The sequence below is a fragment of the Pandoraea sp. B-6 genome (genome assembly GCF_000282835.1).
GTDB classification, from domain to species: Bacteria; Pseudomonadota; Gammaproteobacteria; order Burkholderiales; family Burkholderiaceae; genus Pandoraea; species Pandoraea cepalis.
Genome location: NZ_KB290546.1, coordinates 63,551 through 86,064, shown reverse-complemented (window position 1 = coordinate 86,064; position 22,514 = coordinate 63,551). Strand labels below are relative to the sequence as shown.

Here is a 22,514-nt window from a genome sequence, read left to right as displayed (position 1 = left end):
CGGCTTCTTCGCGTGGTATGCGGGTCTGGCCATGGGCGGCATCGCACGCGTGGGCCAAGTACAATTGCTTCAGATTTTCTTTACGATTGCGCTGTCCGCCCTCTTTTTCGGCGAACACGTCGACACGGCAACGTGGCTCTTCGCCGCGGGCGTCGTCCTGACTATCGCACTCGGCAAGCACATGAAGATCGGCGCCTCGCGACTCACGGGCAAACCGGTCTGAAGGCACGTCGCGGCGCATGCGATCCCTGCCCCGCGACGCGTCTCCCCCCAGGCGTTTGCGCCAGCCCCCACGCGCTCGGCACGCGCAACGCCCGATATCAGCGGCCGGTCGATCCGGCCGCCCTCTCAAAGCGAGACCCTCATGCATGATTGGCAATATTCCGAACGTGCCCGCCATCTGACCAGCTCGGCGATTCGCGAAATCCTCAAGGTCACGGAGCGCCCGGACGTCATTTCGTTCGCCGGCGGCCTGCCGTCGCCCGCGACCTTCCCCATCGAGCGCATGCGCGCAGCCGCCGAGCGCGTACTGACCGACTCGCCGCAGGCCGCACTGCAATACAGCGCCACCGAAGGTTTCGCTCCGCTGCGCGAATGGATCGCGAAGCGCTACTCGCGCGACGGCCTGACGCTCGCGCCCGAGAACGTGCTGATCACCACCGGGTCGCAGCAGGGCCTGGACCTGATCGGCAAGATCTTCATCGACGAAGGCAGCCGCGTGCTGGTCGAAGCGCCGAGCTATCTGGGCGCGCTGCAATCGTTCTCGCTGTTCGCTCCGACGTATGTGCCGGTGCCGACCGACGACCACGGTCTGCTGCCCGAGGCGCTCACGCCCGAGCAAACGAAGGGTGCGCGCTTCCTGTATGCCATGCCGAACTTCCAGAACCCGACCGGACGCCGCCTGCCGATGGCGCGCCGCGAAGCGCTGGCCGCCGTTGCCAAGCGCGACGGCCTGGCGATCATCGAAGACGATCCGTATGGCGAACTCGACTATGAAGGCCAGCGCCTGCCGAGCCTCATGTCGCTCGCCCCGGCGCATGTGCTTTACATGGGATCGTTCTCGAAGGTGCTCGCGCCGGGGCTGCGCCTCGGCTTCATCATCGGCCCACAGGCAGTGATCGCCAAGCTGGTGCAGGCCAAACAGGCCGCCGACCTGCACACACCGAGTCTCACGCAGCGCATTGCCTACGAGGTCGTGAAAGACGGCTTCCTGGACACGCACATCCCGTCGATCCGCACGCTCTACGCCGCGCAGGCGAAGGCGATGCTCGCGTCACTGGCTAAGCACATGCCGACGGGCACCACCTGGACCCCGCCGGCCGGCGGCATGTTCATTTGGTTGACATTGCCCGCCGGCATCGACACCATGCAGTTGCTGGATAAAGCGATTGCGCAGAATGTCGCCTTCGTGCCCGGCGCGCCGTTCTATGTCGGCACGCCGCCCTCGAATACGCTGCGGCTGTCGTTCGTCACCGTGCCGCCCGAGAAAATCGAGGTAGGCGTTGCGCGCCTCGGGGCGCTCGTCGCCGAAGCGCTCGCGCGGCGCGCGGCCTGATCCGTTTGTCGCCCCTGCCGGCCTGAAGCGATTCAGGCCGGTCGCCGACGGACGCGGTCATCGGCCCACTTTCAACCCACCTGTCGGGCCGATGTCTCGGTCCGGCCCAACGTATCTGCAAGGAAGCCGTACATGTCCGTCTACGACAAACTGAAGCAACTGGGTATTGAACTGCCGACCGCTGGCGCGCCCGCCGCCGCCTACGTGATGAGTGCGCAGACCGGCAACACCGTGTTCCTCTCGGGCCACCTGCCCAAGAAAGACGGCAAGATCTGGACGGGCAAGCTCGGCCAGGACGTGAACGTCGACGAAGGCAAAGCCGCGGCACGTGCCGTGGCCATCGAACTGATCGCCACGCTGCACGCGCACACGGGTGACCTGAACAAGGTCAAGCGTGTCGTGAAACTAATGAGCCTCGTCAACTCGACGCTGGACTTCACCGATCAGCACCTGGTGACGAACGGCGCGTCGGAACTGATCGCGGAAGTCTTCGGCGATGCCGGCAAGCACGCGCGTTCGGCCTTCGGCGTCGCACAGATCCCGCTGGGCGCCTGCGTCGAGATCGAGCTGATCGCCGAACTCGCCTGACCCTCGTTCGATGACCGCCTGGCGCTCGGCGCATGGCGTTTTGATGGGAGGCGTGCCGCCTTACGGCCGTCTCCCCCCAACCGCAACCGCCCCCCGTCGACCCTTCATCGAGCCAGCACTGGGCAGCGCCGGCCCAACGCTCGTGTGGGTCTAGAAGGCGCTCTTGATCACGCCCCCATCGGCTCGCAACGCGGCGCCTGTCGTCGCCGACGACAGCGGACTGGCGACGTATGCCACGAGGGACGCAATTTCCTGCGGCGAACCGAATCGCTTGATGAGCGATGTGGGACGTACGGTTTCGAAGAATTCCTTTTCGAACGCTTCGAACGATTTGCCGTCGGCCTTTGCGAGCGTCTCCACGAATTCCCCCACGCCCCGCGATTTGGTCGGCCCCGGCAGCACGCTATTGACGGTAATGCCCGTGCCGGCAACCGCTTCCGCGAGCCCACGCGAGACCGCAAGCTGCGCGGTCTTCGTCATCCCGTAGTGGATCATTTCAGCGGGAATCTGTACGGCGCTTTCGCTTGAAATGAAAATAATGCGCCCCCAGTTGGCCTGCCGCATCGCCGGCAGGAACAGACGCGCCAAACGCACACCACTCAGCACATTGACGTCGAAGAAACGCTGCCAGTCCTCGTCGGGAATGGCTTCAAACGGCTTGGGCTCGAAGATGCCCAGGTTATTGACCAGAATCTCCACGTTCGGAAAGCGCCGCGCGAGTTCGTCCGCTGACGCAGCCGTACTGAGATCCCCCGCAAATCCGTACACCTCACCGCCGGTGTCCGCTTTGAGTTGCGCAACGACGTCGTCGACCGATGACCGGGCGCGACCATTGACGATCACGCGCGCGCCTTCCTGCGCCAGTGTGCTGGCAATGGCGAGACCGATGCCGGCCGTGCTTCCGCTGACCAGCGCGAGTTTGCCCTTCAATTGCAGGTCCATGAGTGATTTCCTTTTCAGTGAATGCATTGAGATGGCGACGCGTCGGTGTCGTTCATGTCGCGATACATCTCCGTGTCCACGGCGCCGGGCAACACGGCGTTGACGCGCACACCCTGCGCACCGTACTCGGCGGCAAGCGCCTGCGTCAACCCGTTCAGCCCGACCTTGCTCGCCGCGTAGGCTGCCGTACCGGGAAACGCGAACGAGTAACCCACGAATGTCGACGTGAAGATGATCGACCGCGACGGACATCCAACCGTGCCGGCGGACCTGATCACGCATCGCTGTATCGGGTACAGGTATGCGGCCACCGGCGACGAGTGGCAACTGATCGACGGTGGCGGCAACACCCACGCCGTGCGGGTCGACTGCCACATGCATACCAATAACGGCGATACCGCGCGCGCGGCGGCGTTGGCCGGACGAGGCATCATCTGGCAACCCACGTTCCTGATCGGCAACGATCTGCGTGCGGGCACGCTCGTTCAGGTGCTGCCCGACTATCGTCTGCCTGAAATCGACATACTCGCCATGTACCCGAGCCGCCGACACCTCAGCGCGCGCGTGCGCGTCATGATCGACTTCCTGGTCGGTGCGTTCGGCGGTGTGCCCCCATGGGATCGGGGTGACGGAAACGAGGTGGGCATCGCGCCGGCGACGCGCTGATCGCGCGTCACGCGCCTATGTTCGGCGTGCTCGGACGTTCCGGCTCAGGGACCGGGGAATCGTTCTGCGCGTTGGCGCGCGTTGCCGGTGACGATCAGCGCGGCTTGCCGCTGCCGTATGCGCGCCGCATGGCTATCGCGACAGCGAGCGACAGCACGACCGCCACCGCCAGCAGGGCAATCACGCCGTGCCAGCCGTGCGCCTTGAGCATGACACCCGAGTAGCTGCCGAGCAGGCTGGAGCCCATGTAGTAGAAAAACAGGTACAGCGCCGAGGCGATCGCCCGCCCTTCGGTCGCGCGGCGCCCCACCCAACTGCTGGCGACGGTATGCGCCCCAAAGAAGCCGAACGTAAAGATCGCGAGACCGATTACCACGCCCAGCACTTGCGACGCCAGCAGGGTCACCAGTCCCACGAACGCCAACGCCACCAGCACCCACAGCAGTCGAGGACGTCCCACGCGATCCGACAGCGGTCCCGCGATGAACGAGCCAATCACGCCGATCAGATACATCGCAAAGATCGCCCCAATGGCGGCGTGCGGCAGATGGAACGGCGGCGCCGACAGGTGAAAGCCCAGATAGTTGTAGACGCTCACGAAGCTGCCCATCATCAGGCCGGCGAACAGGTACAGGCCGAGCAGCGCCGGATCACCGAGGTGCCGCCGCGCATGTCCGATCGCTTCGCGAACCGTCATGTCGCGCGGCGAAAAACGACGCGAATGCGGCAGGCTGCGGGCGAACTCCAGCCCCATCGCCAGACAGACCAGCCCGATCACCGCCACCGACACGCGCCACGAGAACAGGTCGGCAATCAACGCAGACAGCACGCGTCCGGCCATGCCACCGAGAATGTTCCCGCCAATGTAGAGCCCCATCGACATTCCGAGCGAGCGCTGATCGATTTCCTCGCTCAGGTATGCCATTGCGATGGCGGGCAGTCCGGAGAGCGCCAAGCCCTTGAGGGCGCCAAGGATGACGATCGTCTCGAAGTTGGTAGAGAACGCACTCGCAAGCGTGAGCACCGACGAACTGAGCAGCGCAATGGTCATCATGCGCTTGCGGCTCACACGATCTGCGGCGACACAGGTCACGAGCAGACCCAGCGCCATCATCATCGTGGCTGCCGAGACCGACCAACTCGCCTGTGCCGGCGTGATGCCGAACGTCGTGGTCAGCAGCGGCAACAGCGACTGCATGCAGTACAGCTGGGCAAACGTCGAGAACCCGCCGAAAAAGAGGGCTCGGCTGATGACGGCATATTCACGAGTGCCGCGCGCGACACCCGCCGGAAGCTTGGATGCCGGCGTGCCGACGCCTGCGGCGGCGCCATTGGGAAGAGAAAGGGAGTTCGTTGATGCCATGACGCTGGAGCGACTCACGCGAGACTTGGGGGGAAATGTATACGTCGAATCATAGGTTTGCCGTTACCCCACGTCCAATATATATTTACGCGATATTTCCATATATAAAACAGATCAATCGAGGACTGAAGCATGGAACTGCGTCATCTGCGCTACTTCGTGGCCGTCGCTGAAGCGTTGCATTTCAGCCGTGCGGCGCAGAAGCTCAATATCGGCCAGCCGCCGCTCTCGATGCAGATCCGTGCGTTGGAGGACGAATTGGGCGTGGCGCTCTTCGAGCGCGCACAGCGACGCGTTTTCCTGACCACCGCCGGGCGGGCGTTCCTCGTGCGGGCGCGTCAGATCCTCGCCGACGCGGAAGCCGCCCGTCAGGAAGTGCAACAGATTGCGGGACTCGACGCCGGGGAATTGCGCATCGCGTTCACGACGTCCGCACCGATGACGAACCTGATGAAACGGGTCCTCACCGGCTATCGCCTGCGATATCCGCGCGTGACGCTGACGTTGATCGAATCGCCTTCGGAGCGGCAACGGGACGCGCTCACCGAGCGCACGCTGGACATTGGCCTGGTGCGTCAGGCGGACGACGCGCCGCCAATCGCGGGGCTCAGTTTCGAGACATTGATCGACGAAGCGCTGGTCGTGGTCTTGCACCAGGGGCATGCGCTGTCAGGGCGCGCAAGCTTGTCCATGGCCGACCTCGCCCATGAGGCGTTCATCATGCATCCGCACGATGTGGGCACGGCGATCGATGGAAAAATACGGCGGATGTGCGAGCGGGCTGGTTTTTCGCCGCGCGTCGTACAGGAAGCACGCGAGTCGACCACCATCGTGGCACTCGCGGCGAGCGGGCTGGGCGTGGCGATACTCCCGGCCGCCGTGCGATGCATCCAGATCGAGGGCGCATGCTTCATGGACCTTAGCGAGCCCGACGCGCACACGCCCCTGCTGCTGGCCAAGCGTCGCGACGACGCGAGCCCATTGGTGCAGGCGTTCGTCGCGATTTGCCGCGAAGTGGCGGGCCGCCTTCATGAGACGACGCCGCCTGGCGCATGAGGTCCCGCGAGGCCCGCACAATCAGCCGCGCAGCGACGCTGCCAGACCGATGACGACGACGCCCAATACTAGATTCAGGATCACGAGCCGCCGGATCCCATTGACCGCGGCAGCGCCGTCCGGCCACGACTGCGCCTGCACCGCGCGTTGCAGACGCGGAAACAGCGCAAAGCGAATGTGACCGAAGACGAGCATCATCACCACGCCAATGCCGGCCATCGCATGCACGGGCCAACGGGCGTGCATGCCGCCCATCCCGAGCATCATGTGTCCGCCCGACAGCAGGATCAGAACGATGGCCACGCCGACCCAGGTGAAAAAGCGCGAGAGCGCCGCCTCCCATAACGGCAGACGTTGCTGCGGCGACAATTCGGAGGACGCCGGACGCAGGCAGGCGAGCGCAAAGAACATCCCCCCGATCCAGACCGCCACACTCACCAGATGCAAGAACAAACTCAAGGCATAAACGTTCATGCGTGACTCCCGTCAGGATGCCGAAGGGGCGGCCGGCAGTACCGGCTCGAGCGAACGCGGCTTGAACGTCGCGAACTTGACTGCGGGCGCACGTCCCTTGCGGGCGCGCTTGCCGATGTTCGGGGCGAGCGACGGCCCAGAGAGCGTCTCGGCCTGAAGCTTGCCTCCGCGCACTTCGCCATACACGGTAACGCCCGCTTCGCCGATCGGCACGACCGACACCAGCGTCTGCTTGTCATCGAGACCGATCAGCGTGACACCGCGTCCGCCGCCCGTGAGCGACTTCATTTCGTCCATGCCGAACACGAGCAGACGACCGTCGCTCGACAGGCACGCCACCGCGCTGGCACCCTGCCAAATCGGCGTGGGGGCCAGCGGTGCCGCACCTTCGTCGATGGTCATGAACGACTTGCCGGCCTTCACTCGACTGACCATATCGCCCAGCTTCGTCGTGAAACCGAAGCCCGTCGACGTTGCCAGCAGCAGCGGTTGCTCGCCCGACGCCGCGTAGTAATGCAGCAAGCGCGAGCCCGACTCCAGTTCGATCAACGACGTGAGCGGTACGCCGTCGCCCCGCCCGCCCGGCAATAGCGCCACGGCCACCGAATAGACGCGGCCATTACTGCCCCACGCGATCAGCGGATCCACGGTGCGGCATTCGAACGCGCCATACAGCGCGTCGCCCTGCTTGAATGAGAAGCCTTGTGCATCGAGGCCATGGCCCTTGAGCGCGCGCACCCACCCCTTGGCGGACACCACGACCGTTACCGGCTCGTCGACCACACGCGCTTCGGCCACGGCTCGCTTCTCTTCCTGAATCAGCGTGCGGCGATCGTCACCGAACTGCTTCGCGTCCGTTTCGATTTCCTTGATGATCAAACGCTTCATCGTGCTGTCGTTGGCGAGCAATTCTTCGAGCTTCGCCTTCTCGTCGCGCAACGACGCCAGCTCCTGCTCGATCTTGATCGCTTCCAGACGCGCCAGCTGACGCAGACGGATTTCCAGAATGTCTTCCGCCTGACGCTCGCTCAACCCGAACGCGCTCATCAGCGCGGCTTTCGGCTCGTCGGACTCGCGAATGATGCGGATGACTTCGTCGATATTCAGGAAGACGATCATCCGGCCTTCGAGGATGTGAATCCGGTCGTCGACCTTGCCCAGACGGTGGCGCGAACGACGTGTGACCGTCTCGAAGCGGAATCCAATCCACTCGGACAGAATGTCGCGCAGCGACTTCTGCGTCGGGCGGCCGTCGGCGCCGACCATCACGAGGTTGACCGACGCGCTCGACTCAAGGCTCGTGTGCGCGAGCAGCATCGTGATGAATTCCTGCTGGTCGATGCGACTCGACTTCGGCTCGAACACCAGTCGCACGGGGGCGTCCTTGCCCGATTCGTCGCGAACCGCATCGAGCATGCCGAGCATCGACTGCTTGAGATTCTGCTGCTCGGGCGTGAGCGTCTTCTTGCCGAGCTTGACCTTTGGGTTGGTGATTTCCTCGATTTCCTCGAGCACCTTCTGACCCGACGTGTTCGGCGGCAGCTCATAGACCACCGCCTGCCACTGACCTCGCGCCATCTCCTCAATCTTCCAGCGCGCGCGCATCTTGAGGCTGCCACGGCCGCTTTCGTAGGCCGCGCGAATTTCCGCCGCACTCGAAATCAACTGGCCTCCGCCGGGGAAGTCCGGTCCCTGCACGAGCGTCATCAATTCGGCGTCGTCGAGCTTCGGGTTACGAATCAGGGCAACCGCCGCCGACGCAACTTCGCGCAGATTGTGCGACGGAATTTCCGTCGCGAGCCCCACCGCAATCCCCGACGCTCCGTTGAGCAGCACGAACGGCAGCCGCGCCGGCAATAGTCTCGGCTCCTGCGTCGAGCCGTCGTAGTTCGGCACGAAGTCCACGGTGCCCGCGTCGATCTCGTCGAGCAACAGCTTCGCGATCGGCGTCAGACGCGCTTCGGTGTAACGCATGGCCGCCGCGCCGTCACCGTCGCGCGAGCCGAAATTACCCTGGCCGTCGATGAGCGGATAGCGCATGGAGAAGTCCTGCGCGAGACGCACCAGCGCGTCATAGGCGGACTGGTCGCCGTGCGGGTGAAACTTGCCGAGCACATCGCCGACCACGCGCGCCGACTTCACCGGCTTGGCGTCGGCCGCGAGGCCCATTTCATTCATTGCAAACAGAATCCGGCGCTGCACCGGCTTCTGGCCGTCGCACACATCCGGCAGTGCACGGCCTTTGACAACACTGATCGCATAGTCCAGATAGGCACGCTCGGCATATGCGCCAAGCGTCAGCGTGTCGTCATCCGACGGTTGCGTAAAGAGATCTTCTACTTGTTCCATAAAACCTATGGGTTTGCTGCGAACGTTTGACGAGAGTTCGGGGAGACGTTGACCGCGAGATCATACCAAGCTCGTCGGCACATTTCGGCAAAAACACGTCCGATTGGCAAAGCGAGACGTGTTTTCGGATCGGAGGACGCGGGAATCGGCGGGATTGCGCACGCATTTCGGACAAATCCGAGCGTCAGACCGTGGGGATCGACAGGCGACAGCGCCGCTGGCGCCTTCGTGACGCCGCCCCTGGCGGCGTTGCTGGGGTGCCTCAATCGATCGTTGGCGAAGACGACAGCGCCCCTTGCGCCGATGCTCGTACCGACGCATTCGGCATAGCAGCCGGCACGACGGGCAGTCCGGCCGGCGCACCCAGAATGACGTGGATGCGACCGTCGCGCGAGCCGCTCACGCGCGCACCGCCAACGCGCCCCACGTGAGCGCCGCCCGGGCTCGCCCCGCTCATACGTATCGCCCCGCCGCCCTGCCCCAGCGCGGGCGCATCGGGATCGAAGCGTCGATAAAGGGCGAGCACGGTCGCCACGTAGTCGCGCGTTTCGGCATACGGCGGGATCTGGTCGGCGTGACGCGCCACCGCCCCCTCGCCCGCGTTGTACGACGCGAGCACCAGTTCGAGACGGTCGGGATAACGCGTTTGCAGATCACGCAGATAGCGGGCTCCGGTCAGCACATTCGTCCGCGGATCGGCGAGCTTGTCGGCGACCGTGCGTCGCGCGTCTGCGCGCACGCCGTAGCGCTCGCCCGTTGACGGAAGCACTTGCATCAAGCCAACGGCGCCTTTGGGTGACACTGCGGCGCTATCAAATCCCGACTCCGCCGCAATGACCGCTTTGAGCAACGCCACATCGACGTGATAACGCTGCGCAGCCTGCGCGATCACGGGCGCCAGCGTCTTCAGATTGGGATGTCGGGCGAGGGCATCGTACAGGCGCGAGCGATCCACGCCACTGGCCGTATCGCCGTGCGACGCACGCAGGTCGACGTTGCCGCCCGCCCCGACGACCGGACGATAACGCGCGTCGAGCTTGCGTGCCGCGAGATGGGCGACGCCGTTCTCATCGACATAACCATAGAGTTCGGCGTGTGCGAATGGCGTCGCGACAAGCAGCGCGGCGGCCAGCGCGGGCCCGACGAAACGTCGCGGCGCGCAATGTCGGCTGATCGCTCGAATGCGGCGCGCCATCGAAACGGTGAAGTTACCGACCTTTGACATGCACCTTGATGGTCTGGCTCATGGCGGGACCGTACGATTGGTGAGCACCGTTGGCGAACTGCAACGTCAACGTGTGATCGCCGGGCGTCAGATTGACGCTCGTTTCGGTCTGGCCTTTACCAAAATGCAGGTGCGTGTCGTCCGTGGGGACAACCTGACCTGCGGGAATGGAATCGCCGTCGATGATGAGATGGTGATGACCGGTGTTGGGCGTCATGTCGCCTGCCGGTTTGATCGCCATGCCCTCGACGCCGAAATGGACCGCGACCGGGTTCGACACCGTTGCGCCGTCCGCCGGCGCCACAAAGAAGACGCGCGGCTGAGCCGACTGTGCCAGCGCGGTGGCGCTTGCGCCGGCAACCAACAGCGACACAAAAAGGCAACGCATGGAACGCAACATAACGCGACTCCCGGAAGGGTGAAGGGTGGATTATCCCACGATGTGAGCGCTCACGCTGGCCTGCCGGCGCGTGAGGCACCCGCCACTGCACCGATGCCGGGAATCCGCTCAGATGTCGGCTTCCACCTCATTGCCCTTGGCTTCGAGCCAGCTGCGACGCTGCGCCGCCTCGCCCTTGCCCATGAGCATGTTCATGCGCGCCACGGTCGCATCGAAATCGAGGCCGCCAAGCGCCACGGGGCTCAACCGGCGGGTGTCGGGATTCATGGTGGTTTCCCACAACTGCGCGGCACTCATTTCGCCCAGCCCCTTGAAGCGGCTGATCGACCATGCGGTGTCACGTACGCCATCCTTGCGCAGCTTGTCGAGGATCGCTTCCAGTTCGCCTTCGTCGAGTGCGTAGAGCTTCTGTGCGGGCTTCTTGCCACGGGCCGGCGCATCCACGCGATAGAGCGGCGGGCGTGCCACATACACATGCCCCTTCGCGATCAGTTGCGGGAAATGGCGGAAGAACAGCGTGAGCAGCAGCACCTGGATATGCGAGCCGTCGACGTCGGCATCCGAGAGAATGCAGATCTTGCCGTAGCGCAGATTCGACAGGTCAGGCGTGTCGTTCGCGCCATGCGGGTCGACACCGACGGCCACGGCGATGTCGTGCACTTCGTTGTTCGCGAAGAGTCGGTCGCGCTCGGTCTCCCACGTGTTGAGGACCTTGCCGCGCAGCGGCAGAATCGCCTGAAACTCCTTGTCCCGCCCCATCTTCGCCGAGCCGCCCGCCGAGTCGCCCTCGACCAGGAACAGTTCGTTGCGCGTGATGTCTTCGGTCTCGCAATCCGTCAGCTTGCCCGGAAGCACCGCTACGCCGGAACTCTTCTTCTTCTCGATCTTCTGGCCCGCGCGCGTGCGCGCCTGCGCCTGACGAATCACGAGTTCGGCCAGCTTCTTGCCATGCTCGACATGATGGTTGAGCCACAACTCGAGCGCTGGACGCGTGAAGGACGACACCAGACGCACGGCGTCTCGGCTGTTCAGGCGCTCCTTGATCTGCCCCTGGAACTGCGGATCGAGCACCTTCGCGGACAACACGAACGACACGCGCGAAAAGACGTCTTCCGGCAGCAGCTTCACGCCCTTGGGCTGCAGATTGTGCAGTTCGATGAAACCACGCACCGCCTGGAACAGCCCTTCGCGCAGGCCCGATTCGTGGGTGCCGCCAGCCGGTGTCGGAATCAGGTTGACATACGACTCACGCACCGGCGCGCCGTCTTCGGTCCATGCCACGACCCAGGCCGCGCCCTCGCCTTCGGCGAAGCTGTCCTCGTTGCCATCGGCAAAGCGCTCGTCCTCGAACAGCGGAATCAGCGGCTCGGCGCCGCCCAGCGATTCGACAAGATAGCCGCGCAAGCCATGCTCATAGCACCACGTCTGCTCGTCGCCGGTCTTCTCCTGACGCAACGTGACGCGCACGCCCGGCAGCAGCACCGCCTTCGAGCGCAGCAACCGTTGCAGCTCGCTCAGCGGCAGCGTGGGATTATCGAAGTACTTCAAATCGGGCCAGACGGTGACGCGCGTGCCGCTCTTCTTCTCGCCGCGTTGTGCGGCGCGCGAGTGCAATGCCACGTCGACGTTGCCGCCATCGGCGAATTCCAGCTCGGAGACCTGGCCGTCGCGCCAGACCGTGACGGCCAGTCGCGTGGCCAGGGCGTTCGTCACCGACACGCCAACCCCATGCAAGCCGCCCGAAAAGGTGTAGGCGCCACCGGCCGCCTTGTCGAACTTGCCGCCCGCATGCAATCGCGTAAAGACGATCTCGACGACCGGCACACCCTCTTCCGGGTGGATGCCGACGGGAATACCCCGGCCGTCGTCCTCGACGCTCACCGAACCATCCTTGTTCAGCGTGACGAGGATCTGCTTGCCGTAACCGCCAAGCGCTTCGTCAGAGGCGTTGTCGATGACTTCCTGAATGATGTGCAGCGGATTTTCGGTGCGGGTGTACATGCCCGGGCGCTGCTTGACCGGTTCAAGGCCCTTCAGGACCTTGATGGACGCTTCGCTGTATTGGGCAGGCGTATTTTTTTTCGACATAGCGTGACTGAATTAGGGTACGACGCCCGGCGATTATCCACAGTTCCTGTGGACAACCACGGGGAAAACCCATGAACACATGACAAAAGTGACGCCGTATCAACGACTTGAGTTGCGGCGCCCACCGAATGGGCACGCTGAGCACGCCCAGCGCCCGGCCGGTGTTGTCCGGAGGCGAGCCGCGCCCGATGCATCGCGGCCTATTGTACTGTCACTCGCGACGTGATCGGGTGACAACGCCAACGGCACCATGCAACGCGGCCGGGTCCCCGGCCGCTCTCCGCTCGCTGACCGGATGCCGACGCTTACGCGCCCTCGCCGCGCTGCTTGGCTTCGAGCAGTTCCCAGCGTTCGAGCGCATCGAGCAACGCCAGTTCAATCGCTTCGAAACGTTCGGACAACGCCGCACCGGCAGCCGGATCTTTCGCATAGATCGAACCGTCTTCGAGCTTTGCCCCCACTTCCTGTTGCTCGGTTTCCAACGCGGCGATGCGCGCCGGCAGGCCGTCGAGTTCGCGCTGCTCCTTGTAGCTGAGTTTGGCGGTGCGGCTCGTAGGGCGCTTTGATGCGGTTGCCGTGTCCTTCGCGGCGACTTCGACGGGGGCGCGTTGCGCGGCGAGCGCAGCGGACCGATGGCTCTGTACCTGCCAATCGGTAAACCCGCCAACGTACTCGCGCCAGTTGCCGTCGCCTTCGGCCGCGATGACCGAGGTCACGACGTTGTCCAGGAACGTGCGATCGTGGCTCACGAGGAACACCGTGCCGCTGTATTCCTCGAGCAGCTCTTCGAGCAGTTCGAGCGTCGGGATGTCCAGATCGTTGGTCGGTTCGTCGAGCACGAGCACGTTGGCCGGACGCGCGAACAGGCGCGCGAGCAGCAGACGATTGCGCTCGCCGCCCGAGAGCGACTTCACCGGTGAGCGCGCGCGCTCCGGCGAGAACAGGAAGTCGCCGAGATAGCTCATCACGTGCTTGCGCGCGCCATTGATCTCGATCCAGTCGCTGCCCGGGCTGATCGTATCGAGCAGACTCTTCTCGGGATCGAGTTGCGCACGCATCTGGTCGAAGTACGCCACCTGAAGATTGGTACCGACACGAATCTGTCCGCTGTCCGGCGCGATCTCGCCGAGAATGAGCTTGAGCATCGTCGTCTTGCCCACGCCATTCGGGCCCACCAGACCGACCTTGTCGCCGCGCATGAGCGTCGCCGTAAAGTCGCGCACGATGACACGCTCGCCGTAAGCCTTCGTGACATGGGTCAGCTCGGCCACGATCTTGCCGGACTTCTCGGTCTGCGCCACATCCATGCGCACATTGCCCTGAATCTCGCGGCGATCGGCACGTTCGCTACGCATCGTCTTCAGGCGCTCGATGCGCGACACGCTGCGCGTACGGCGTGCTTCAACACCTTTGCGAATCCACACTTCTTCCTGCGCGAGCAGCTTGTCGAACTTCTCGTTCTCCACGCGCTCGATCTCGAGCTGCGCAGCCTTGCGCTCTTGAAACTGGGTGAAGTTGCCCGGATAGGAGAGCAGACGCCCACGATCCAGTTCGACGATACGCGTGGCCACACGATCCAGGAAACTACGGTCGTGAGTGATGAACAATAGCGCGCCACGATAGCCGATGAGCAAATCCTCCAACCAGCGAATCGCTTCGAAATCGAGGTGATTGGTCGGTTCGTCGAGCAGCAGCACGTCGGGTTTGGCCACCCAGGCCTGCCCGAGCGAGACACGCTTTTGCATACCGCCGGAGAGCGACCCGACGCGCGCGTGTCCATCGAGCCCGAGTTGCGCAACCGTCGTTTCCACCCGTGTCTTGAATTGCCACGCATCCGCATTGTCGAGCGACGCCTGCAACGTATTCAACCGCGCGAGCAGCGCGTCGTGCTCGGCGCCCTCAGGGGCATCGGCAAGCGCGTCCACCGTGCGTTCGTAGTCGGAGAGCAGCCCATGCAATTCGCCGAGGCCAAGCGCGACGGCGTCGAAGACCGTCAGTTCGGGATCGAACTCAGGCTCCTGCGGCACGTAGACGGTATTGAGTGAGGCCTGCCGTGCCACAAGGCCGTCGTCGGGAACCATCTGGCCCGCCACGATCTTGAGCAGCGACGACTTACCGGCGCCGTTGCGGCCGATAAGTCCAACGCGCTCACCGGCTTCGAGCGAAAAATCGGCATTGTCGAGCAATGCCACGTGACCGAACGCCAATTGGGCGCCCGAAATGGAATACAAGGCCATGTGTCGGGGGAACGGGAGAACTACGATGGGAGATATTGTAGTGCCGGGCGCGAGGGCCCGGCCGATAATGCACGGCTACGGCTTGGCTATGGCTTTAGGGTTGTGCTGTTGAACGCCGCCGGCGGACGCAGCATTTCGATATGCAGAATGCCGTCTTCGTCATACGGCTCACTGGCCTTGACGAAACCGAAGGCGCCATAGAACGTTTCGAGATGCGCCTGAGCCCCGATGCGCAGCGACGCCAACGGCCATGCCTCATCGGCGATCGCCACGGCCCGCGTCAGCAATTCGCGCCCGAGCCCGGTGCCTCGATGCGACGCCGCCGTGATCACACGCCCGATCGACGCTTCGTCGTAGGCCACTCCGGGCGGCAACAGCCGCAAATACGCCGCAATCTGCAGCGCATCCGCCGCATCGCGCACTTGCGCGACGAGATGCAGGCTGTGAGGGTCGCGTCCGTCGATGTCCTGATACGGGCATTGCTGCTCGACCACGAACACGGCATTTCGCGCGGCCAGAATACGGTAAAGCAGGGAACTGCCCAGCGCATCGAACGACTCGCACATCCATTCCATTCCCGACTCTCCGGCCATACGTTGCGAAAGGCGGGACTATAGCACCGTCGCCACACAACGATGCCGGCATCGCGCACAGGGAATGAATGGGGGAGATCGACTTACTGGAAGTAGACGATGCCCTGCTCGATGTCGGCACGGGCATTACGCTCGGCGTCGTCGAGGGCGTTGCCTTGCGTGGCAAAGCCGTAGGCGGTCTGGACCTGATAGGCCCCGACTTTTTCCAACCCGCCATGGGTCGGGCGGTGAATCTCGTAGAACGCGTCCCAACGAGCGTTGTCGCGCTCGACGGCACGCACGCTGTACTGAAATTCTTGAAATTGTGTTGTTTTCATTTTTGAATCCTTCTTACTGCAAAAAATATGACTGATAACTATCCCTCTCGAATCGGCTTACGGTGATGAGAGTGCAAATCTGCACAAATGTTTCCGTGAAGTGCACGCAGCCTATCTGCTCAACATGACAAACACACGACATTCGCGTGACTGACATACGACAGGCGGTGCAGGTGAACGCGTCACGTAGCGCAAGGCCACATGCGCACCGGCATTGCGCAATGCGGGCGCAATGAGGGCGTTCTGTACGACTTCCATCCAGTTTCGGGGAACGATGCGCTGTCGCCCAGTCGAGGGCGACGGCAAGAACGTTGGACGCGTGAATTCACGCCAAGCGTTCAGCGTGACATGCGGTAACAAAGTCGTGCGGCACATTTGTAGTGATAATCGTGCCACACGCGGGCCACCTCGGGACAGGCGCTCAGCCGGCCCCGCTATGCATGCCTCGCTTGACTGCTATCCGTTCAATTCGAAATTGACGAAAAAAACGGTGCAGATAGCGAATGATAACAGAAAATTGCTGTCTCGACACCAAAGCAGACCGGCGCCCAAGTCAGGTCAACGCGTGGCGGCGCGGTCGTCAATTTGGGCGAGCACCCAATACATATAGCCCGCGAACGCGCCGAAGATCACGTGTCCCGCCACCATCGTCCAGCCGCGCGAGGCGACGAACCATGGGAACCACTGCGTCATGACGTAAAAATTGACGGCGTACACGGCCAGCCCGAAGATCGCCCCCGCCACCGACACCGTCACCACATCCGAATCCAGCCGGAAGGGGGCGACGATCGCACCAAGCACCACACCCAGAACGACACCGATGACCGCGTGGACAATGAGCGCCATGGCCACAATGGACAGGTCGAACGTAGCAGGCTGCGTCAGGATGCCAGGCCCCAGCGCGATGGCGGCGACCATGCGGGGTGGCACCCATGGGCTCTGGCCGGAGACCAGCAGCACCATCAGCATTTCCACCGCCGAGAAGAAGGCGCAGGCGACAAAACCGGAAACGGCGGCCGCGGCCCAGTCGGGCGAGCGGTGCGTGTAGCGATGCGAGTGGAGGTGCAGTTCCATGATGTTCTCCCTTGAGGGTGACTCTTGGAGCCGCCGGCAGGACCGGCAGTGCTTTCAGGATAGAACAATCCAGGCGCGGCGACGGCGTATCCGCGCGATATACTTGGATCTGGCGCCACGTCCCGCCGCCGGCGGGACTATCGGGAGATAACGTATGTCCAGTCTCATTGGCTTGCTCGTCGCTATCGTGCTCGTGGGTGTTCCCGTCTGGCGGATTCTGACCCGCCTCGGCCTATCCCCCTGGTTCACGGTGCTGGCCTTCATCCCGGTCGTCAACATCATCTCCCTCTGGTTGTTGTCCTACGCCGCTTGGCCGGGCCAGCGGACATCGGTCCAAGCGTCCAACGGGTAACGCCTGCGGGCCGAGATCACTTGCCTTTGTCGACAGGGCGTGTCGACGCCTGCCCGTGGTGCAGTGCGGTACGGTAGAATATTCGCCAAACTCCGAACACTGGACTGGCATGAGCACAGAGCTGAACGCGGCATCCAATTTCATCCGCAACATCATTGACGAAGACAATCGCTCGGGCAAATGGGGCCAACGCGTCGAAACGCGTTTCCCGCCGGAGCCGAACGGTTATCTGCACATCGGCCACGCCAAGGCCATCTGCCTGAACTTCGGCGTGGCGCGCGACTACGATGGCGTGTGCCATCTGCGCTTTGACGACACCAACCCCGAGAAGGAAGAGACCGAATACGTCGATTCGATCATCGACATGGTCAAGTGGCTCGGCTTCAGCTACCAGACGCCGCAAAAGGAACACCTTTACTTTGCGAGCGACTACTTCGAACAGCTTTATCAGGGCGCCGAGATCCTGATCCAGCGCGGCAAGGCGTACGTTGACAGCCAGAGCGCCGACGACATGCGCGCTAGCCGCGGCAATCTCACCGAGCCGGGCAAGGATTCGCCGTTCCGCAACCGCTCGGTTGAGGAGAACCTCGATCTGTTCCGTCGCATGCGCGCGGGCGAGTTCGCCGACGGCACGCATGTGCTGCGCGCCAAGATCGACATGGCTTCGCCGAACATCAATCTGCGCGACCCGGCGATCTATCGGATCCGTCACGCGCACCACCACCGCACCGGCGACGCGTGGTGCCTCTACCCGATGTACACCTATGCGCATCCGCTGGAGGATGCCATCGAGAACATCACGCACAGCCTGTGCACGCTGGAGTTCGAAGATCAGCGTCCGTTCTACGACTGGGTACTCGGCGAGCTGGCCGACGCGGGCATGTTCAAGCGGCCGATGCCGCAGCAGATCGAATTTGCGCGCCTGCAACTGACTTACGCCATTACGAGCAAGCGCAAGCTGCGCCAACTGGTCGACGAAAAGCACGTCGACGGCTGGGATGACCCACGCATGCCCACGCTCGTCGGCCTGCGCCGTCGCGGCTTCTCGCCGGAAAGCCTGCAGTTGTTCTGCGAGCGCATCGGCGTGGCCAAGTCGGCATCGTGGATCGACATGAGCGTTCTCGAGCAAGCCCTGCGCGACGACCTCGACCCGAAGGCACCGCGTGCGACGGCGGTACTCGACCCGCTCAAGCTGATCATCGACAACTATCCGGAAGGCAAGCAGGAAGCCTGCCAGGCGCCGGTGCATCCTCACGCGCCGGAGCGAGGCATGCGCACGTTCCCGATCTCGCGCGAGCTTTGGATCGAGCGCGAAGACTTCCAGGCCGAGCCGGTCAAGGGCTTCTTCCGTCTGTTCCCCGGCAACAAGGTGCGACTGCGCTACGGTTACGTGGTGGAGTGCACGGGCTTCGATACCGATGCCGATGGCAACGTCACTGCCGTGCATTGCCAGTATTTCGAGGACAGCCGATCAGGTACGCCGGGCGCCGACAACTACAAGGTCAAGGGCAACATCCACTGGGTGAGCGCGCCGCACGCGCTTGCGGCGGAGGTGCGCATTTACGACCGACTGTTCGTCGATCCGAATCCGGATGCGGGAGACAAGAATTTCCTCGACGCCATCAATCCGAACGCCAAGCGCGTCACGCAGGCCTACGTCGAACCGGGCCTGATGAGTGTTGCGCCGGAAGATCGCGTGCAGTTCGAACGCCACGGCTACTTCGTAGCCGACCGTCAGGACTCGGCACCGGGCAAGCCGGTGTTCAATCGCATCGTCTCGCTTAAGGACAGTTGGGCGGTCAAGCCGGCCAAGGGCGGCGGCAAGTAAACGCTTCGCGGCAAATCTCCGCGTAGCACTCAACCCGCGCCCTCGTGCGCGGGTTTTGTTTTTTGGGGCGCCGGTCAGACACAGCCCCGCCGCCATACCTGCGCGCTGTCGGAGCACTACCGACACAATGCCAACGCTATACCCAATATAAGGCGCCGACGCGCCCGAAAACGCCAGTTCGGCGTAAGCTCGCGCCCATTGCTCGCCCACCGCTCAGCCGCTGTGCAGCGGATGCCGCGAGCCCCCCCCCGATTCGCCCGATTCGCGCGATTCTCCACGATTGCCCATGTCAATCCCTCACCTTTCGCCGCCCCCTGCTTCGCCCGCGACCTTGGCCCTGCCGCGTGCCGCTGCCAAGCGCCGAGGGTGGATCGATGCGTTGCCCGGCATGGCGGCGAATTTTGCGCAGATTTATTTTGTCCCTTCGGCAAGGGTCGGATTGTTGCTGTTCGTCCTACTCGCCCTCGCCAACCTCTCGGCTGCGATCACAGGACTGGCGGCGAGTATCGCCGCGTCGTGCCTCGCGGTCGCGCTGCGACTGCCACACGCACTGCTTCGTAACGGGCGATTGGGATACAACGCGACCCTCACCGGTATTGCATTCGGCGCGTTATGGCAACCCGACGCCACGTTCGTCGCATGGCTGGCGGTCTGTGTCTGCCTGACCGTGATCGCAACCGCGACCCTCTCGCGTTATGCACTACCTGCCCTCACCGGCCCATTCGTGGGTGTGATGGCACTCACCTGGGCGATGCAGCGGTGGCTGCATTGGTTGCCGCAGGCCAGGGCACTCGCCTGCGACACCGGCACGCCGGGTTTCGTCTTCTGCTCGGTCGGTCAGGTCGTTTTCGTCGCCCCACTGGTGCTGGGCCTGCTGACCTGGTACGTCCTGGCCCTCTGGAACCCCCGCGCCACGCTGTGGGCGCTCGCGGCGGGCGTCACTGTCTGGTCGGGCCTCGCCGCACTGGCGACACTTTGGCCGCCAATGACCACGCAGGCAGGGGGCATTGGCATCAACGCGTTTCTCGCTGCACTCGGCCTAGGAATGTTCGGACATCGCCCAACCGTACGCTTCGCGGGCGCCTTTCTGGCCTGCATCATTTGCGTTGCGCTCGGCACCGTGTTCGGTCCGTTCGGCTGGCCGTACTTTACGTTGCCGTTCAATCTGGCGGTATGGACCATGCTTCGCGCGACGGCCCGGCCAAGGCCACCGATCTCCGCATAAAAAAATGCCCGAAACGCTAACGTTCCGGGCACTCGCTCATCGTTCACCCCGTATTGCGAGACTGCCGTCTGCGCGGCGAAGCATCCGCTCGCTGTCCCGTGTGGTTTTGGCTTGCCCTTGCTCGTTCCCGAGCCGTGCGGTCGTTATTTATTGTGTGGCTTCTCCCCCGACACCCGCAAACGCCCCCCGACGTTCCTGATGCACCACCGAAGCCCGGCCCTCTCGCGTGCCTTACCTCTATCAACGGTGAGACGCGTGAAAAGTTGACGGGGGTATACACCGATCGTTGCTCAGTCCGCATCCAAGCCGTCATCGCGCTTGCCGGAAACCGCCGGCGTCTTCACGACCGCATATCGTGCCAGCGTTTCCTTGCGCGCCACGTCGTGCGCCACCCGCGGCGGTGGATAGTCGCGTCCCAGCGCCACGTGGGCATCGAGCAGCGTCTGCGCGTCGGCCCGCCAGGGAGCATGCAGCGCCTTGTCGGGCAGATTGGCCAGCTCCGGCACGTACTTCCGAATGAAGCGCCCTTGCGGATCGAACTTCTCAGACTGCGTCACCGGATTGAAGATGCGGAAATACGGTTGCGCGTCGCATCCGGTCGACGCCGCCCACTGCCAGCCGCCGTTGTTCGCCGCGAGGTCGAAGTCGTTGAGCGCGTGCGCAAAGTAGGCTTCCCCGCGCCGCCAATCGATACCGAGATCCTTGACCAGGAAGCTCGCCGTCACCATGCGCAGGCGGTTGTGCATATAGCCAGTCTGGTTGATCTGGCGCATGGCGGCATCGACGAGCGGATACCCCGTGCGTCCCTCGCACCAGGCCTGAAAATCGGCATCGGCCGCTTGGCCGGCAGCCCATTCGATGGCATCGTAGGCAGGTTTGAAGGCCTGTGCCACGACGCGCGGATGATGGTGCAGGATCATGAAATAGAACTCGCGCCAGATAAGCTCGCTGAGCCATGTTTGCGCGCCGCGACCGTCGTCCCCCCCTCGCAACATGGCGGCGTGCGCCTCGCGGGCGAGCGTGCGTATCGAAATCGTGCCGAAACGCAGATGTACCGACAGATAGCTCGGCCCGCGTATGGCAGGGTAGTCGCGTCGCTCATGGTAATGCGCCATGCGCGGCAGAAAATCGTCCAGCAATTGACGGGCGCCAGACTCCCCGGCAGGGATGGCCATACGGCGCGCGTCGGACACCTCGAAACCCAACGACGCCAGTGACGGGAGTGCACCGCTGCCCGTCGGTGGCACAGCCAATCGCCGCCGATCGGCGTCGCGGCCGTGCGGCGCCAAATCCACCGGTCTCACCTGCTTCAACCAAGCGCGCTGATACGGGGTGAACACGCTGTACGGCTCGCCCTGCGCCGTGAGAATCTCACTCGCCTCGAAAATCACCTGATCCTTGACGACCTCGAAGGCAATGCCGCGTTCGTCGAGCGAGCGAGCCACCGAGCGATCGCGTGCCACGGCGGCGGGCTCGTAATCGCGCCCGGCAAACACGGCCTGTACGCCGAGCGACTTCGCCAGCGACGGAATCTCCGCCACCGGATCCCCGTGGCGCACAATCAATGCCCCGCCGGCATGCGTCAGCGTGGTGGCCAATTCGCTCACGCTGTCGTGGATGAATGCGACACGACGATCGTCGCGCGGCAAGACGTCGAGAATCGTTGTGTCGAACACAAACACGACATACACCGCTTGGCACGTGGCAAGCGCGTGCGCGAGCGTTGCGTTGTCCGTGCAGCGCAAGTCGCGCCGGATCCAAACCAACCCCTTATGGAAATCGCTCATGTCAGATTGGCGCCACACGTGCGCGCCATTGTAGGTTCCGTCCAATCCCGTACCATAGCGATATCGCGGACTTTATGCCATCGGCCTCGATTACCTTATGACTCAGAAGCTTCCGATTTTGGCTCACATGCGCGGGGTGGTGCCGGCCGTGTTCTGCCTCGCTGCCGCGTTGCTCATGACCGGCTGCGCCACCTCGACAGCGCCGCGCGGCGCATTGACTTCGGCACGTTCTGGCGCGCCCGATGCCGCCCAGTTGCGCGAGCATCATCTGGCGGCCGCCGACACCGCTGCCGACCAGTACCGCACATGCCTGTACGGCCACGTTGCCCGCTATGTCGATCTCGTGCCGGACCCGATCCGGCTGGCAGACGAAGCCGCCGCCGAGTGCGCCCCGA

At 63.7% G+C, this 22,514-nt stretch carries 20 protein-coding genes and 2 pseudogenes; 9 read left to right on the top strand and 13 right to left on the bottom strand.

Going from position 1 to position 22,514, the window contains the following annotated elements:
- From A985_RS29480 to A985_RS0118760, 3 genes are all read left to right on the top strand, one after another.
- The coding region (locus A985_RS29480; RefSeq protein WP_232424676.1) for an EamA family transporter at nt 1-223 on the top strand (223 nt) is incomplete at its 5' end.
- A 141-nt stretch (nt 224-364) separates the two neighbouring features.
- Nucleotides 365-1,555 (top strand): PLP-dependent aminotransferase family protein, encoded by a 1,191-nt coding sequence (locus tag A985_RS0118765; protein WP_017234915.1) that lies wholly within the window; start codon nt 365-367, stop codon nt 1,553-1,555.
- Nucleotides 1,556-1,687: 132 nt separating this feature from the next.
- Complete coding sequence (locus A985_RS0118760) at nt 1,688-2,143, top strand: RidA family protein (RefSeq protein WP_017234914.1); 456 nt, start codon at nt 1,688-1,690, stop codon at nt 2,141-2,143.
- A 150-nt stretch (nt 2,144-2,293) separates the two neighbouring features.
- Here A985_RS0118760 and A985_RS0118755 read toward each other — a convergent pair whose 3' ends face one another.
- The gene (locus tag A985_RS0118755) at nt 2,294-3,085 is read right to left on the bottom strand and encodes an SDR family NAD(P)-dependent oxidoreductase (protein ID WP_017234913.1); all 792 of its coding nucleotides are present in this window, start codon (nt 3,083-3,085) and stop codon (nt 2,294-2,296) included.
- A gap of 35 nt (nt 3,086-3,120) precedes the next feature.
- Nucleotides 3,121-3,324: pseudogene (locus A985_RS28300) on the bottom strand (SDR family oxidoreductase); the annotation flags it as partial.
- 1 nt (nt 3,325) lies between these two features.
- Here A985_RS28300 and A985_RS26185 point away from each other — a divergent pair.
- Nucleotides 3,326-3,751: pseudogene (locus A985_RS26185) on the top strand (LysR substrate-binding domain-containing protein); the annotation flags it as partial.
- 94 nt (nt 3,752-3,845) lie between these two features.
- Here A985_RS26185 and A985_RS0118740 read toward each other — a convergent pair.
- Nucleotides 3,846-5,114: an MFS transporter gene (locus A985_RS0118740; protein WP_017234910.1), complete on the bottom strand. Its 1,269-nt coding sequence runs from the start codon at nt 5,112-5,114 to the stop codon at nt 3,846-3,848.
- Nucleotides 5,115-5,246: 132 nt separating this feature from the next.
- Here A985_RS0118740 and A985_RS0118735 point away from each other — a divergent pair, with 132 nt between their 5' ends.
- Complete coding sequence (locus A985_RS0118735; protein WP_017234909.1) at nt 5,247-6,170, top strand: LysR substrate-binding domain-containing protein; 924 nt, start codon at nt 5,247-5,249, stop codon at nt 6,168-6,170.
- Between the two features lie 21 nt (nt 6,171-6,191).
- Here A985_RS0118735 and A985_RS0118730 read toward each other — a convergent pair whose 3' ends face one another.
- The 9 genes from A985_RS0118730 to A985_RS0118690 all read right to left on the bottom strand — a co-directional run bounded on the left by A985_RS0118730 (nt 6,192) and on the right by A985_RS0118690 (nt 16,927).
- Nucleotides 6,192-6,644, bottom strand: a complete 453-nt coding sequence (locus A985_RS0118730; RefSeq protein ID WP_017234908.1) for a CopD family protein — start codon at nt 6,642-6,644, stop codon at nt 6,192-6,194.
- A gap of 12 nt (nt 6,645-6,656) precedes the next feature.
- Entirely contained in the window at nt 6,657-8,993 is a 2,337-nt protein-coding gene (gene parC, locus A985_RS0118725; protein WP_017234907.1) for a DNA topoisomerase IV subunit A, read from the bottom strand.
- A gap of 262 nt (nt 8,994-9,255) precedes the next feature.
- Complete coding sequence (locus tag A985_RS26180; RefSeq protein WP_017234906.1) at nt 9,256-10,218, bottom strand: lytic transglycosylase domain-containing protein; 963 nt, start codon at nt 10,216-10,218, stop codon at nt 9,256-9,258.
- Nucleotides 10,202-10,618 carry a DUF4399 domain-containing protein gene (locus tag A985_RS0118715; protein WP_017234905.1) on the bottom strand — a complete coding sequence of 139 codons (417 nt, stop codon included), beginning with the start codon at nt 10,616-10,618 and terminating at the stop codon, nt 10,202-10,204. The genes A985_RS26180 and A985_RS0118715 overlap by 17 nt, the downstream gene beginning before the upstream one ends.
- A 108-nt stretch (nt 10,619-10,726) precedes the next feature.
- Complete coding sequence (locus A985_RS0118710) at nt 10,727-12,706, bottom strand: DNA topoisomerase IV subunit B (RefSeq protein WP_017234904.1); 1,980 nt, start codon at nt 12,704-12,706, stop codon at nt 10,727-10,729.
- A gap of 305 nt (nt 12,707-13,011) precedes the next feature.
- Complete coding sequence (locus A985_RS0118705; protein ID WP_017234903.1) at nt 13,012-14,943, bottom strand: ATP-binding cassette domain-containing protein; 1,932 nt, start codon at nt 14,941-14,943, stop codon at nt 13,012-13,014.
- Between the two features lie 86 nt (nt 14,944-15,029).
- Entirely contained in the window at nt 15,030-15,518 is a 489-nt protein-coding gene (locus tag A985_RS26175; RefSeq protein ID WP_017234902.1) for a GNAT family N-acetyltransferase, read from the bottom strand.
- Nucleotides 15,519-15,619: 101 nt separating this feature from the next.
- A complete protein-coding gene (locus A985_RS0118695) occupies nt 15,620-15,853 on the bottom strand; it encodes a hypothetical protein (protein WP_017234901.1) in 234 nt (77 codons plus the stop codon).
- Nucleotides 15,854-16,411: 558 nt separating this feature from the next.
- A complete protein-coding gene (locus A985_RS0118690) occupies nt 16,412-16,927 on the bottom strand; it encodes a hypothetical protein (protein WP_017234900.1) in 516 nt (171 codons plus the stop codon).
- A 154-nt stretch (nt 16,928-17,081) separates the two neighbouring features.
- On the opposite strand from A985_RS0118690, the gene A985_RS0118685 reads away from it, so the two are divergent.
- From A985_RS0118685 to A985_RS0118675, 3 genes are all read left to right on the top strand, one after another.
- Complete coding sequence (locus tag A985_RS0118685; protein ID WP_017234899.1) at nt 17,082-17,279, top strand: hypothetical protein; 198 nt, start codon at nt 17,082-17,084, stop codon at nt 17,277-17,279.
- 109 nt (nt 17,280-17,388) lie between these two features.
- Nucleotides 17,389-19,107, top strand: coding sequence for a glutamine--tRNA ligase/YqeY domain fusion protein (locus A985_RS0118680; protein WP_017234898.1), 1,719 nt, complete (start codon nt 17,389-17,391; stop codon nt 19,105-19,107).
- A gap of 286 nt (nt 19,108-19,393) precedes the next feature.
- A complete protein-coding gene (locus A985_RS0118675) occupies nt 19,394-20,332 on the top strand; it encodes an urea transporter (RefSeq protein ID WP_083902364.1) in 939 nt (312 codons plus the stop codon).
- Between the two features lie 290 nt (nt 20,333-20,622).
- On the opposite strand, the gene A985_RS26170 is transcribed toward A985_RS0118675, so the two are convergent.
- Nucleotides 20,623-22,119, bottom strand: a complete 1,497-nt coding sequence (locus tag A985_RS26170) for a deoxyribodipyrimidine photo-lyase (RefSeq protein ID WP_017234896.1) — start codon at nt 22,117-22,119, stop codon at nt 20,623-20,625.
- A gap of 97 nt (nt 22,120-22,216) precedes the next feature.
- On the opposite strand from A985_RS26170, the gene A985_RS26165 reads away from it, so the two are divergent.
- Nucleotides 22,217-22,514, top strand: a 298-nt coding sequence (locus A985_RS26165; RefSeq protein ID WP_198288716.1) for a hypothetical protein, incomplete at its 3' end; no start/stop codon positions are given.

Bases quoted from the DNA above. Each gene is read 5' to 3' on its own strand.
- parC (WP_017234907.1), bottom strand. From the start codon at position 8,993: ATGGAACAAGTAGAAGATCTCTTTACGCAACCGTCGGATGACGACACG.
- A985_RS0118695 (WP_017234901.1), bottom strand. From the start codon at position 15,853: ATGAAAACAACACAATTTCAAGAATTTCAGTACAGCGTGCGTGCCGTC.
- A985_RS26175 (WP_017234902.1), bottom strand. From the start codon at position 15,518: ATGGAATGGATGTGCGAGTCGTTCGATGCGCTGGGCAGTTCCCTGCTT.
- A985_RS26170 (WP_017234896.1), bottom strand. From the start codon at position 22,119: ATGAGCGATTTCCATAAGGGGTTGGTTTGGATCCGGCGCGACTTGCGC.
- A985_RS0118675 (WP_083902364.1), top strand. From the start codon at position 19,394: ATGTCAATCCCTCACCTTTCGCCGCCCCCTGCTTCGCCCGCGACCTTG.
- A985_RS0118730 (WP_017234908.1), bottom strand. From the start codon at position 6,644: ATGAACGTTTATGCCTTGAGTTTGTTCTTGCATCTGGTGAGTGTGGCG.
- A985_RS0118690 (WP_017234900.1), bottom strand. From the start codon at position 16,927: ATGGAACTGCACCTCCACTCGCATCGCTACACGCACCGCTCGCCCGAC.
- A985_RS0118710 (WP_017234904.1), bottom strand. From the start codon at position 12,706: ATGTCGAAAAAAAATACGCCTGCCCAATACAGCGAAGCGTCCATCAAG.
- A985_RS26180 (WP_017234906.1), bottom strand. From the start codon at position 10,218: ATGTCAAAGGTCGGTAACTTCACCGTTTCGATGGCGCGCCGCATTCGA.
- A985_RS0118765 (WP_017234915.1), top strand. From the start codon at position 365: ATGCATGATTGGCAATATTCCGAACGTGCCCGCCATCTGACCAGCTCG.
- A985_RS0118680 (WP_017234898.1), top strand. From the start codon at position 17,389: ATGAGCACAGAGCTGAACGCGGCATCCAATTTCATCCGCAACATCATT.
- A985_RS0118685 (WP_017234899.1), top strand. From the start codon at position 17,082: ATGTCCAGTCTCATTGGCTTGCTCGTCGCTATCGTGCTCGTGGGTGTT.
- A985_RS0118740 (WP_017234910.1), bottom strand. From the start codon at position 5,114: ATGGCATCAACGAACTCCCTTTCTCTTCCCAATGGCGCCGCCGCAGGC.
- A985_RS0118705 (WP_017234903.1), bottom strand. From the start codon at position 14,943: ATGGCCTTGTATTCCATTTCGGGCGCCCAATTGGCGTTCGGTCACGTG.
- A985_RS0118760 (WP_017234914.1), top strand. From the start codon at position 1,688: ATGTCCGTCTACGACAAACTGAAGCAACTGGGTATTGAACTGCCGACC.
- A985_RS0118735 (WP_017234909.1), top strand. From the start codon at position 5,247: ATGGAACTGCGTCATCTGCGCTACTTCGTGGCCGTCGCTGAAGCGTTG.
- A985_RS0118715 (WP_017234905.1), bottom strand. From the start codon at position 10,618: ATGTTGCGTTCCATGCGTTGCCTTTTTGTGTCGCTGTTGGTTGCCGGC.
- A985_RS0118755 (WP_017234913.1), bottom strand. From the start codon at position 3,085: ATGGACCTGCAATTGAAGGGCAAACTCGCGCTGGTCAGCGGAAGCACG.